Raw genomic sequence first — 12,525 nt, forward strand, 5'->3', positions numbered from 1 at the left:
CTCATGAGCGATGTGATTGTCGGGGCGGCACTGGTGCGTGCCGGGAAGCTGCTCGCCCAGCAGCGGGCGTGGCCCGAGCGGCACGCGGGCCAGTGGGAGTTGCCGGGCGGGCGCGTCGAACCCGGCGAGTCCGATGTGGACGCTCTGGCGCGTGAATGCCTCGAAGAGCTGGACGTCGCGGTGTCCGTCGGTGGGCGAGTCGGCGAGGATGTCCCGCTGGGCTCCGCGAAGGTGTTGCGGATCTACGCGGCCGAGCTGACGTCGCCGGGGGACGAGCCGCGCGCGGTGGAGCACTCGGCGGTGCGCTGGCTCGGGCTCGAGGATCTCGACGACCTGGAGTGGCTGCCCGCGGACCGCGTGCTGCTGCCCGCCTTGCGTGCACTGCTCGCCGGTTCCTGAGGGGGTGTGCCGAAGGGCGGTGCGGGGGTGCTGCGGGGTGTGCCGAGGGACGCCCTGGGTGCGCTGGCCGCACCGAGGGACGCCCTGGGTGCATCGAACGCACCGAAGGCGTCCCTCGGCACCGGCGCGGCGGCTCCGGTCGTCGCGCGGAGGGGAGCGGGGGACCTTTGCTATCGCCGGAGGGGAGCAAGGGACCTTTACTAACGTTGGTTAGCACGCTAATCATTGGCGAGCTTAAGGACGTCAGTAAAGGTCCCTTGCTCTCTTTCCGCAGCTCAGGAAGGCCGCGCAGGTCCGTGGGGGACGCATCGAGGGACCCAGAGTCCCTCAGGGAGGCCCCCACGGACCACCGCCACCCACCCCCTCTTCAGCCCGCGCCGAACAGCCGCAGCGCCGAGGACAGCCGGTGCGCGCCCCGTTCGGCGGCCCGGTCCGCCCCGGCCTTGCGGATGCGGTCCAGTTCGGCGACGTCGTCGAGCAGGGCCTGGGTACGTTCCCGGACCGGTCGCAGCTCCTCGATCACCGCGTCCGCGACGGCATCCTTCAACGCCCCGTACGACGGGTAGTCCGCCGCCAGCGAAGCGGCGTCGCCTCCCGTACACGCGGCCAGGATGTCCAGCAGGTTCGCGATGCCCGGCCGGGTGTCCGGCTCGTACGCCGGTACCGAGCCGCCATCGGTGACGGCGCGCCGGAACTTGCGGCGGATCTGGTCCGGATCGTCCAGCACGAACACCACGCCCGCCGAGTCCCGGGTCGACTTCGACATCTTCCGCGTCGGCTCGGCCAGGTCCTTCACCCGCGCGGCCGCGGGCGGCAGTACCGCCTCCGGCATGGTGAACACCTCGCCGTAGGTGCCGTTGAACCGCTTCGCCAGCGCCCGCGCCAGTTCGACGTGCTGACGCTGGTCCTCGCCGACGGGCACCTGGTCGGCGCCCTGCAGCAGGATGTCCGCGGCCATCAGCACCGGGTACGTCAGCAGCGAGAGCCGCACCCCGGCCTGGCCCTTGGACTTCTCCTTGAACTGGATCATCCGCGCGGCCTCGCCGTAGGAGCAGGTGCACTCCAGGATCCAGGTCAGCGCGCCCAGTTCGCGGGCGAGATCGGACTGGACGAATATGCGCTCCGGCTCGATTCCGGTGGCGATCAGCACGGCCAGCTGCTCGGTCGCCAGCGAGCGGAGCTTCGCCGGGTTGTGCGCTGTAGTCATACCGTGCAGATCGGACACGAAGTACAGGTCGTCCGGCCCGCCGTCGGCCGCCCACCGCCGAAGGGCTCCGAGGTGGTTGCCGAGCTGGACGTGTCCCGACGGCGTGATGCCGGACAGCTTGATCATGTGTCTTCCTTCCCAGGGTTGGGCCCCGAGGGAAGTCCCCCGCACAGCGAGAAGGCCGCCCGTCGGGGCGGCCGTCGCGTGTTATCGCAGAACGTCGGAGCCGCCGGAGGGCGGCCACCACTGAACGTTCGACGTGCGCATACACCCACTCTAGCGGTCGCGCCTCACGCAGGGAAACCGCGCGAAACGGACGGATCACTCGATACGGTCACGCGCCGTCAACACTTCGCATCGACCCGGCGCGCGCCGGTGCCCAGGACGCCGGGCGGAGTTACCTTCATAGCCATGTATGTCGTGCTGCTGAACTACACCGCGCCCATCGAAGAAATCGACTACGTGCTCCCCGACCATGTCGAATGGTTGAACAAACAGTACGAGCACGGCCATTTCCTGGCGTCCGGCAGGCGAAATCCCCGCAGCGGCGGCGTGATCATCACGCGTCCGATGGAGCGCGGGAAGCTGGACGCCATCCTGGCCACCGACCCGTTCTCCGTGAAGCATCTCGCCAAGTACGAAGTGATCGAGTTCTCGCCGACGAAGACGGCTCCCGAACTCCGGCTGCTCAACGAGGCCGTAGTGCACTGACGCCGCGCACTGACGAGGCAGGAACGGGCAGCTCGTGCCGGGGTTGCCCTCCTGGCGAGGTCAGGCGGCCTTCGCCAGCTGCGTCTTGGCCTTCTTCAGCGCCATCACCGGGCACTTCTTGCAGCGTGACTTCGACCGGCAGCACTTCTTCTTGACCTTGCCGGCCTTCATCAGCTTGCGCACGACCGCCTTCGGGTCGTCCGGCTGCTTCTTGCCCACGGTTGCTCCTCATCGGCGACGTCCGCCGTCGGCCTTTCAGGTTAGGTGAGGCTTACCGATTATGGGGCGTGGGGCTCCTCACAATCGAGGTACAGGTATCCTTGTACGGTCCGCGTGTGGCCAGAGTCGGCCACAGTGGCTAGAAGCACGGCATCCCAGCGTCGCGGACACCCACCGATCTTCATAGTTCAGGAGTCCTCGCGTGCCCGCAGCCAGCGCCACCGCGGTCGAAGCCGGCAAGGCGACCGGTAAGACCCGGCCCGATCTGCGCAACGTCGCCATCGTCGCACACGTCGACCACGGCAAGACCACGCTGGTCGACGCCATGCTCCGCCAGTCCGGCGCGTTCGCCGAACGGGCCGAGGTGGTCGACCGCGTGATGGACTCCGGTGAGCTGGAGCGGGAAAAGGGCATCACCATCCTCGCGAAGAACACCTCCATCCACCGGCAGACCCCCGACGGCCAGGTCACCATCAACGTGATCGACACCCCGGGCCACGCCGACTTCGGTGGCGAGGTCGAGCGCGGGCTGTCCATGGTCGACGGCGTGGTGCTGCTCGTGGACGCGAGCGAGGGCCCGCTCCCGCAGACCCGGTTCGTGCTGCGCAAGACCCTGGAGGCCGGGCTGCCGGTCATCCTGGTGGTCAACAAGGTCGACCGGCCGGACGCGCGGATCTCCGAGGTCGTCGAGGAGACCCACGACCTGCTCCTCGATCTCGCGGGCGACATCGAGGACGCCGACCTCGACGCGGTCCTCGACCTCCCGGTCGTCTACGCCTCCGCTCGTGCCGGCAAGGCGAGCATCGAGCAGCCCGCCGACGGCGCGCTGCCGGAAAGCGAGAACCTCGACCCGCTGTTCGACACCCTGCTCCGGCACGTCCCGCCGCCCGTCGCGGACCCCGATGCCCCGCTGCAGGCGCTGGTCACCAACCTCGACGCGTCGAACTTCCTCGGCCGGATCGCGCTCATCCGCATCCACGCGGGCAAGCTGCGCAAGGGCCAGACCGTGGCGTGGATGCGCGAGGACGGTTCGGTGCAGAACGTCCGCATCTCCGAGCTGCTGGTCACCGAGGCGCTCACCCGCGTCCCGGCGACCGAGGCCACCGCGGGCGACCTGGTCGCGATCGCCGGTATCCCGGACATCACCATCGGCGACACCCTCGCCGACGTCGAGGAGCCGGTGGCGCTGCCCCGGATCACCGTCGACGAGCCCGCGATCTCGATGACCATCGGCGTCAACACCTCGCCGCTGGCCGGGCGCAACGGCGGCGACAAGGTCACCGCGCGGCTGGTCAAGGCCAGGCTGGACGCCGAGCTGATCGGTAACGTCTCGATCCGCGTGCTGCCCACCGAGCGCCCCGACACCTGGGAGGTGCAGGGCCGCGGCGAGCTGGCGCTGGCCATCCTGGTCGAGCAGATGCGCCGCGAGGGCTTCGAGCTGACCGTCGGCAAGCCGCAGGTGGTGCTGCGCACGATCGACGGCAAGCTGCACGAGCCGTTCGAGCGCCTCTACATCGACTCGCCCGAGGAGCACCTCGGCTCCATCACGCAGCTGCTCGCGTCCCGCAAGGGCCGCATGGAGGACATGAGCGGCAACGGCACCGGCCGGATCAAGCTGGTGTACGTGCTGCCCTCGCGTGGCCTGATCGGCTTCCGCACCGACTTCCTCACCGAGACTCGCGGTACCGGCATCGCGAACCACGTGTTCGAGGGCTACTTCCCGTGGGCGGGCGAGATCCGCACCCGGCACAGTGGCTCCTTGGTCGCCGACCGGTCCGGCCCGATCACCGCGTACGCGATGATCCAGCTGGCCGACCGCGGCACGTTCTTCGTCGAGCCGGGTGCCGAGGTGTACGAGGGCATGGTCGTGGGCGAGAACCCGCGCTTCGAGGATCTTGACATCAACATCACCAAGGAAAAGAAGCTCACCAACATGCGCTCGTCCACCGGTGACGAGCTCGAGCGTCTCGCCCGGCCGCGGAAGCTGGGCCTGGAGGAGGCGCTGGAGTTCTGCGCGGCCGACGAGTGCGTCGAGGTCGCGCCGGAGGTCGTCCGCGTCCGCAAGGTCACGCTCGACATCGCGACGCGCGCGAAGGAGCGTTCGCGCGCGAAGAGCCGCGACAACGGCTGATTCCACAAAGGACACACGGTCCGTGAAGGCCTCCTTCACAGCTCCATCCATGCCCCCGCCGCCGCCCTCAACGGACGCGCTACGCGCGGCAGGACTGGATCCAATGCTGTGAAGGAGGCCTTCACGGCATTCGGAGATCGTCGCGGCGTACCGGCCAGAGCCACAGCGCCGCGAGGAGGATTCCGGCCGCGCCGATCCACAGCGTCGTGCGCAGCCCGAGCGTTTCGCCGAGCACGCCGGTGATCGCGGCGCCGATCGGCGCGATGCCGAACACCAGGAACCGCATCGTCGCCGTGACGCGCCCGCGGAGTTCCGGCGGCGTCGACGCCTGGGTGTGGCTGACCATCAGGACGCTCATGACCGTGATGCTGTACGCGTTGAGGAATCCGCCGAGCGGGTACAGCGCGATGAGCCAACCGGGCTGGGTGAGCGGTGCGAGCGCGGTACCCAGCCCGAACAACAGGCCGGACACCCAGAGCATGCGGCCGTTCCCGAACCTGTCGCCGAGCCTGCGCGCGGTCGCGGCGCCGGTGAGCGCGCCGGTCAGGCCGATCGTGCCGACCAGCCCGATCGCGCCGGGGGACAGGTGGATTTCCCGCAGCAGGAACAAAGTGCCGAGCGCGAGCTGCGGTGCCTGGAACAGGCTCGTCTGCGCGTACGACCCGGCGAACGCGCGCAGGTCCGGTCGCCGGGCGATGTAGGCGATGCCCTCGGCGATCTCGCGGCGCATCGGCACGCGCTCGGGCCGTTCGGGTTTCGGCTCCCGTGTCCGGATCCGGCTCAGCCACCCCGCGGACCACAGGAAGCTCAGCGCGTCGACCCCCAGCGCGGCCGGGCCGCCGAGGTACTGCAGGAGGAAACCCGACGCGGTCGGCGCGGAAACCGCCGCGACCGACAGGTTCGCCTGGAGCCGGGCATTGCCCTCGGTCAGGTCGTCAGGAGGGACGAGCCGCGGCAGATAGGTCTGGTGCGCGACGGTGAAGAACACCGACAGCACCCCGGCGATCGCGACGACGACGTACAGCTGGGCGAGGCTGAGCACCCCGAACATCGCCGCGATGGGCACCGACGCGAACACCGCCGCCTGCCCGAGGTCCGCGGTGAGCAGCACCGGGCGGCAGCGCAGCCGGTCGCACCAGGCGCCGACCTGGAGGCCGAGCATCAGATAGGCGGCGGTCTGCACGGTCCGCAGGAGCGACACCTCGAACGCCGACGCGTGCAGCGTGGTCGCCGCGAGCAGCGGCACCGCCACGAACGAGACGCGATCGCCGAACTGGCTGAACCCGTCGGCGAGCCAAAGCCGCCGGAAGTCGTGATGCCGGAGCAGGCCTCCCCGCCTGCGCGTGGTGGTCACCCGACCACTCTGGCAAAAACCGCGACCGCTTCGCCCCCGGTTTCGCACGAAGCGGAGCAAGGGACCTTTGCTATCGTTCGTGAGCAAGCTAATGATTGGCAAGCTCAAGGACGATAGCAAAGGTCCCTCGCTCCCGCCGGAACCCAGCCGATGGTCAGGCGGGCAGCACCTCGCGACGTCCAGCCCGGGACAGCGCGAGCACGCATCCGGTCGCCAGCAGCCCGAAGATCCCCAGCCCCAGGCACACGACGTGCAACGCGCTGGTGTAGCCGGGCCCGGCCAGCCGCCCGTCGCTCAGCCCGGCGAGCACCGCGCCGACGACGGCGATCGCGATCGTCTCGGTCGCCAGGCGCGAGGTGTTGAACATCCCCGCCGCCATCCCGGACTGCTCCGGCCGGACGCTGCTGATCGCGAGCCCGTCGAGCAGTCCGGTGGACAGGCCCATCCCGGCGCCGGTGAGCAGGAGCGGGCCGAGCCAGGCGAGCGGACCGCTCGACGCGTCGACGGCCAGGAGCAGGAAGGCGCCGACGCCGGTGACCGCGACCGAACCCACCACGACCACCCCCGACGGCAGCCGTCGCGCCAGTGCCGCGCCGACCGACGGCAATACGACAGCCGGGCCGGTCAGCATGAGCAGCCACACCCCAGCCTCGCCCGCGCCGAGGCCCGCCACCGAGATCAGGTACGAGGGCAGGTACACCAGCAGCGGCACCAGGATGAACACGATCGACCCCGCCGCGACGGCGTACCCGAGGAATCGCGGGTTCGCCAGGAGCCCGAGTTCGAACATCGGGTCCGCGCGCCGCCGTTCCACGAACGGGAACGCCACGGCGAGGACGGCCGCCGCGCCGAACGCGCCGACGATCACCGGATGCCCGAAGCCCAGGTCCGGGACTTCGACCAGGGCGAAGATCAGCAGGAGCAGCGCGGAGGTGAACATCGCCGCCCCCGGAACGTCGATCCGGCGGCCGGGCTCACCGGGCCCGCGAGGCAGCAGCGGCACCAGCGCCAGCACGACACCGGCGACGAGCGCGGGCACACCGAACACCGCCCGCCAGCCGAGTGCCTGGACGAGCAGTCCGCCGATCGTCGGCCCGAACGCGAGTCCGGCGCCGAGCACCGTGCCGAGCATCGCGAACGCCCGCCCCCTGGCCGCGCCTTGGAAGGTCTCCGCGATGATCGCCGAGCCGCCGGTCACCGCGGCGGCCGCGCCGACGCCGCCGATCGCGCGCACGACGTCGAGCAGCACGATGTCCTGCGCGAGCGCGCTGACCACGTTGGCGAGGCAGTACAGGGCCAGCCCGGCGGCGTACACCCGCCGCTTGCCGAGGATGTCGGCGAGCGATCCGGTGAACACCAGGAATCCGGCGAAACAGGCGTTGTAGCCGTTGACGACCCACTGTGTCGCGGACAGCCCGGCGCCGAGCTGTGCCCGGACGTCCGGCAGTGCCAGCGAGGAACCGGTGATCGTGAGCGGGAAGGTGAACCTCGCGAGCAGGACGATGGCCAGGATCAGCGGGCGTCGGGACACTTGCCCAAGCTAACGATCAGGCTGCCCGGCGCCCCAGCGATTTTTCAGTGCGTGGACGATGTCCGCCGAGCCGCATACGTTCGCAGCGCGCGCAGGAAGTCGATCTCACGGAACCCCGGCCAGTACACGTCGATGCACTGCAACTGGGAGAACGCCGCCTGCCAGGTCAGGAATCCGGACAGCCGCTGCTCGCCGCTGGTGCGGATCACCAGGTCCGGGTCCGGTTTCCCGCTGGTGTAGAGATGCGTGGCGATGACGTCAGGGGTCAGCTCCGCCGCCAGCTCCCGCAGAGACCGGTTGTCGCGGGCCGCGTCTTCGAGCAGGCAGCGCACCGCGTCGGCGATTTCGACCCGGCCGTCGTAGCCGACGGCGAGGGTGAGCGTGGGCGCGCTGATCCCGCGGGTGTCCTCGGCGGCTTCCTTCAGCACGCGCACCGTGGTGTCCGGGAGAAGATCGATGTGCCCGGCGAGGTCGACGCGCCTGCCCGTCGTGGCCAGCACCGGCACGACCCGCTCGATGGTCCGCATCAGCGCGGCGGCTTCGGGCGCGGCGCGCTTGGCGAGATTGTCGATCGACGCCCAGAACAGCGTGACGTGCCCGACTCCGACGGCGTCACACCAGCGCAGGACCTCCACGACGTGCTCGAAGCCCCGCCGGTGACCGAGGCTGACGTCGTCGAGCCCCTGGTCGCGGGCCCAGCGGCGGTTCCCGTCCATCACCATCGCGACGTGCTCCGGCACCGGCCCCCGGCGAACCGTCGCACGCAGCCGCCGGGTGTACTGCCCGTAGGCGATTGCGGCCGGCCCCATGCCCGCACGGTACCCCGATCGATGCCCCGCCCGGGGGAACCCGGACGGGCGGTGGCGCGTCCACCGGATGGCGGTACCCGATCCGGTCACGGTGGCACGGACGGGATATGGGAATCTCGTGCCGAGCCGGGTGCCGTCATGGCACCATGACGTGCTCCGGCGGTGAATGGGGAGGAACGAAGCGTGCGGGTGAGTCGCATGGCGGCGCCGTTGCTGGCGCTCGTGGCGGTGGTACTCGCCGCCTGCTCGAGTACCCCGCCCCCGCCGACCCCGTCGCCGACACCGCCTTCGTCGACGGCCACCAAGGCGCCGTCGCAGATCGTCGTCGGCGTCGACGACATCGCCGGCGGCTACAACCCGCACAACCTCGCGGATTCCTCCGAGGTCACGTCGGCACTGTCGCAACTCCTGCTGCCCTCGGTGTTCCGGCAGAAGGACGACGGCACCACCGAGCTCGACAAGAACCTGATGAAGTCCGCGCAGGTGGTCTCACAGTCGCCGTTCGTGGTGGCCTACGAAATCCGCCCCGACGCGTCCTGGTCGGACGGCGCGCCGATCGCCGCCGAGGACTTCGCCTACCTGCGCGAGCAGATGCGCGACCAGCCGGGCGTGATCGCCCCGGCGGGCTATCGGCTGATCTCCGACATCCAGTCGCGCGAGGGCGGGAAGCGCGTCGAAGTCACCTTCGCGAAGCCGTATCCCGGATGGCAGACGCTGTTCTCCGACCTGCTTCCCGCGCATCTGCTCAAGGATGCTCCGGACGGCTGGAAGGGCGCGCTCGCGTCGAACTTCCCGGCGATCGCCGGACCGTTCTCCATCAAGAGCCTCGACCAGGCGCGCGGCGAGGTGATCCTGGAACGCAACGAGCGCTACTGGGAAAAGCCCTCGGCGATCGACCGGATCGTGGTGCGCCGGGCCGATCCCCAGGGACTCGTCGGCGCGCTGCGCAGTGGTAACGACCAATTCGTCCTGTCGCGGACCGACGGCTCGGCCCTGCAGCAACTGGGCGCGCTCGGCAGCGCGGTCCAGTTGCACACTATCGCCCGGCCGCTGGTCGCCGATGTCCTGCTGCGCCCGGTCAGCCCGGTGCTGTCGGACGAAAAGGTCCGCGCCGGCGTCGCCGCGCTGATCGACCGTTCCGCGTTGATCACCGAGGGGGCCGCGGGCGGCCCGTCCGCGACCATGCGGGCCGACGCCCAGGTGCGGGCGCCGTCCGTGCCGGGGTACGCCGCGACCATCCCCGGCGGGCCTCCGTCCACACCGGACACGAAGAAGGCGGAAGACCTGCTGAAGTCGGCGGGATACAGCAAGGACGCCGGAACCTGGCGGAAGAACGGGAAGAACCTCTCGCTGGTGCTCGCCTCGCCCGGCAAACAGGAGCCGTACGCGACGATCGCGAAGAAGCTGTCGAGCCAGCTCGTCGCCGCCGGTATCGACGTCTCGACGGTCACTCCTCAGCCGAGGGACCTCTTTTCCGGGCAGCTGGCCATGCCCGTGGTGGGCGGGATCCAGCAGAGCACACCGGACGCGGCGGGCAACGTGGGCGTCGATATCGCGGTGGTGCCGCAAGCCGTCGGCGGTGACACCGCGTCAGTGCTGGCCTCCACGTTCGGGTGTCGTCCGGAACAGATCGCGCCCGGAACGGACAAGAGCAAACCGGTGGTTCCCGGTAACGCGGCGGGGTTCTGCGATTCCGCACTGCAACCGGGCATTGACTCGGCTTTGACCGGAGCCACGCCGATCGCGGACGCGCTTTCTCAACTCGAACCCGAATTGTGGCGGCGGAACGTCGTAGTCCCCTTGTTCCAGTTGGCCGATACCCTCGCCATCGGTTCCGGTATTTCCGGTGTTACGCCCGGTCCGCCGATGGTGGGTCCTTTCGGGTCGGCGGTGAACTGGACGCGGGGGCCGAAGTAGCCGTTCCGAGAACGTTCCGCCCTTCCGGGTGAACGATCCGGAACACGTCGGAGTGGCCCAGGGGATTCCAGCTGGTAACCGAGGTATTTCCCGCCGTCAGCAGGAAGTCACCCTTTGGTCACGATCGACCGGGAAGTGGTGACTGTGGGTGCATTTCCTTTCTAGCGTGCACCGGCAGTGCGCCAATTGAGTGCTGCGTGGCGTGTCATAAGCTCCGGCTCATCCAACCGGAGCTGTGGGCCCTTGTTCCGATCTCAGGGGCTCAGTGCTAGGAGGGCACACTTCATGAGGAAGTCCAAGGCAGTTTCCGCCTTGTCGCTGGTCGCCGGATCCGCGCTGCTGTTGACGGCATGCAGCGGTGGTGGCGACTCCGGCAACACGGACAAGAACGGTTCGTCGAACGACGTCAAACAGATGGCGGTCGGCAAGGCCGAAAGCGGTGATCTGTTCAAGCTCGCCGAAGCTCCCGCGTGGGACGGTACGATCACTGTCGGTATCGATGACGGGTACTCTGCCTACAACAACCAGACCCCGGACACCAACACGTCGTACAACAACTACATCTCGACGGCGATTCTCTCCGGCACGCTGAAGCTCGACGGCAACAACAAGGTGCTGCTCAACAACGACGTGTTCGACTCCTGGACGGTCACGTCGAAGGACCCGCAGGTCATCACCTACAAGATCAAGCCGAACGTCAAGTGGTCGGACGGCGCGCCGTACGACTGCAAGGACCTCTACCTCGCCTGGCTTTCGCAGAGCGGCAAGGCCAAGGGCCCGGACGGCAAGGCCGCCTTCAACGCCGTCTCCACCAACGGCTACTCGCTGATCGACAAGGCCGTCTGCAAGGACAACCTGACCTTCGAGACGACCTACAGCACGCCGTACCTGGACTACAAGGGCATCTTCAACGCCCCGGCGATCATGCCCGCGCACATCCTCGAGGCCAAGACCGGCATCGCGGACATCACCAAGCTCGAGCCGACCGGCGACCCGGCGCAGCTGAAGAAGGCCGGCGACTTCTGGACCGGTGAGTGGAAGGGCTTCAAGGCGGACATCATGCCGTCGTCGGGCCCGTACAAGATCACCTCGTTCGACGCCAACCAGAAGTCCGTGGTGCTCGAGAAGAACCCGCAGTGGATCGGTGCCAAGGGTGGTCCCGCCAAGATCGTCGTCCGGACGATGGAGGACACCAAGGCGATGGCCACCGCGCTGCAGAACGGTGAGATCGACGTCGCGGCGTCGACCCAGCCGGACGCCACCGCGGCGGGCACGATGAAGAGCCTCGCGCCGCAGGGCGTGACCTACGGTTCGGCTCCGCAGCTCACCTACGAGCACCTGGACATGAACTACAAGCGCATGTTCAAGGACAAGGACCTGCGCAAGGCGTTCATGGAGTCGGTCAACCGCAAGGAGATCGTGGACAAGCTGCTCAAGCCGGTCCAGTCCGACGCCGAGCCGCTGAACAGCATCAACTTCTTCCAGGGCGAGCCCGGGTACACGGATCTGTACAGCAGCAAGGCGGGCCTCGGCCCGGAGGCGGCTGCCAAGACCCTGACCGACGCCGGCTGGACGAAGGGCCCGGACGGCATCTTCGCCAAGAACGGTGTCCGCGCCTCGTTCACGATCGCGCACAACCAGAACGCCCGCCGTACCCAGACCGTCGAGATCATCATCTCGCAGGCCAAGGCGGCAGGCATCGAGGTCAAGGACAACACCGACGCCAACTTCCTCAAGGGTGGCCGTCTCGCCGCGGGTGACTACGACGTGGCGCTGTTCGGGTGGTCGGCTCAGCCGTTCAAGGCCGAGCAGCGGACGATCTACATCTCCAAGGACAAGGGCGGCGACCAGAACTACCAGGGCCTGTCCGACCCGAAGATCGACGAGTCCTTCGACCGCGCGGTGAAGGCGACCGACGAGCAGCAGAAGGTCAAGGACTACCAGGAGGCGGACAAGGCGATCGCGGACCAGTACGCGACGCTCCCGCTCTTCGCGACGCCGTCGATGTGGGCCTTCAAGGGCATCGACCGGGTCTACATGCAGTCCTACGACGGCGTGCTGTGGAACGCCGGTGAGTGGGCTCAGAAGAAGTAGGCTCCGGCCTGCTGATCCGTCCCTCGGATGAACAGTCCCGGGGATTGGGGGGGGCCCCCCCCCCCCCCGCCCCCCCCCCCCCCCCCCAAAGGAGTTTTTACAGGTGTTTTCACCCCCAAAAGTAAACACTGAGATTAAAAAAAAAAAAAAGCA

Annotated in this window: 10 protein-coding genes; 5 read left to right on the forward strand and 5 right to left on the reverse strand. The window is 68.7% G+C overall.

What is annotated here, in order from left to right:
- The first annotated feature begins 3 nt into the window (after positions 1-3).
- Complete coding sequence (locus ACFWX1_RS34160) at positions 4-399, forward strand: (deoxy)nucleoside triphosphate pyrophosphohydrolase (protein ID WP_378393890.1); 396 nt, start codon at positions 4-6, stop codon at positions 397-399.
- Positions 400-766: 367 nt separating this feature from the next.
- On the opposite strand, the gene trpS is transcribed toward ACFWX1_RS34160, so the two are convergent.
- Positions 767-1,732: a tryptophan--tRNA ligase gene (gene trpS / locus ACFWX1_RS34165; RefSeq protein WP_378393891.1), complete on the reverse strand. Its 966-nt coding sequence runs from the start codon at positions 1,730-1,732 to the stop codon at positions 767-769.
- Between the two features lie 285 nt (positions 1,733-2,017).
- Between trpS and ACFWX1_RS34170 the strand changes: the two genes are divergently transcribed.
- On the forward strand, positions 2,018-2,317 hold the full coding sequence (locus ACFWX1_RS34170) for a YciI family protein (protein WP_378393892.1): 300 nt from the start codon (positions 2,018-2,020) through the stop codon (positions 2,315-2,317).
- A 60-nt stretch (positions 2,318-2,377) separates the two neighbouring features.
- Here ACFWX1_RS34170 and ACFWX1_RS34175 read toward each other — a convergent pair whose 3' ends face one another.
- Positions 2,378-2,536 carry a hypothetical protein gene (locus ACFWX1_RS34175; protein WP_378393893.1) on the reverse strand — a complete coding sequence of 53 codons (159 nt, stop codon included), beginning with the start codon at positions 2,534-2,536 and terminating at the stop codon, positions 2,378-2,380.
- Positions 2,537-2,738: 202 nt separating this feature from the next.
- Here ACFWX1_RS34175 and typA point away from each other — a divergent pair, with 202 nt between their 5' ends.
- Complete coding sequence (gene typA, locus ACFWX1_RS34180; RefSeq protein WP_378393894.1) at positions 2,739-4,667, forward strand: translational GTPase TypA; 1,929 nt, start codon at positions 2,739-2,741, stop codon at positions 4,665-4,667.
- 121 nt (positions 4,668-4,788) lie between these two features.
- Here the strand turns inward: typA and ACFWX1_RS34185 are convergent, their stop codons facing one another.
- The 3 genes from ACFWX1_RS34185 to uppS form a co-directional block, all read right to left on the reverse strand.
- On the reverse strand, positions 4,789-6,021 hold the full coding sequence (locus tag ACFWX1_RS34185; protein WP_378393895.1) for an MFS transporter: 1,233 nt from the start codon (positions 6,019-6,021) through the stop codon (positions 4,789-4,791).
- A 154-nt stretch (positions 6,022-6,175) separates the two neighbouring features.
- Positions 6,176-7,552, reverse strand: a complete 1,377-nt coding sequence (locus tag ACFWX1_RS34190; RefSeq protein WP_378393896.1) for an MFS transporter — start codon at positions 7,550-7,552, stop codon at positions 6,176-6,178.
- Between the two features lie 44 nt (positions 7,553-7,596).
- Complete coding sequence (uppS, locus tag ACFWX1_RS34195) at positions 7,597-8,361, reverse strand: polyprenyl diphosphate synthase (protein WP_378393897.1); 765 nt, start codon at positions 8,359-8,361, stop codon at positions 7,597-7,599.
- A 183-nt stretch (positions 8,362-8,544) separates the two neighbouring features.
- Between uppS and ACFWX1_RS34200 the strand changes: the two genes are divergently transcribed.
- Together ACFWX1_RS34200 and ACFWX1_RS34205 are read left to right on the forward strand one after the other, a co-directional pair.
- Positions 8,545-10,278, forward strand: a complete 1,734-nt coding sequence (locus ACFWX1_RS34200) for an ABC transporter family substrate-binding protein (protein WP_378393898.1) — start codon at positions 8,545-8,547, stop codon at positions 10,276-10,278.
- A gap of 285 nt (positions 10,279-10,563) precedes the next feature.
- Complete coding sequence (locus ACFWX1_RS34205) at positions 10,564-12,372, forward strand: ABC transporter family substrate-binding protein (RefSeq protein ID WP_378393899.1); 1,809 nt, start codon at positions 10,564-10,566, stop codon at positions 12,370-12,372.
- Positions 12,373-12,525: the final 153 nt, after the last annotated feature.

Source organism: Amycolatopsis sp. NPDC059021 (genome assembly GCF_042739895.1).
Classification (GTDB): domain Bacteria; phylum Actinomycetota; class Actinomycetes; order Mycobacteriales; family Pseudonocardiaceae; genus Amycolatopsis.

Excerpts from the sequence above, each read along its gene's own strand:
- ACFWX1_RS34160 (WP_378393890.1), top strand. The coding sequence starts at position 4 with ATGAGCGATGTGATTGTCGGGGCGGCACTGGTGCGTGCCGGGAAGCTG.
- trpS (WP_378393891.1), bottom strand. The coding sequence starts at position 1,732 with ATGATCAAGCTGTCCGGCATCACGCCGTCGGGACACGTCCAGCTCGGC.
- ACFWX1_RS34170 (WP_378393892.1), top strand. The coding sequence starts at position 2,018 with ATGTATGTCGTGCTGCTGAACTACACCGCGCCCATCGAAGAAATCGAC.
- uppS (WP_378393897.1), bottom strand. The coding sequence starts at position 8,361 with ATGGGGCCGGCCGCAATCGCCTACGGGCAGTACACCCGGCGGCTGCGT.
- ACFWX1_RS34205 (WP_378393899.1), top strand. The coding sequence starts at position 10,564 with ATGAGGAAGTCCAAGGCAGTTTCCGCCTTGTCGCTGGTCGCCGGATCC.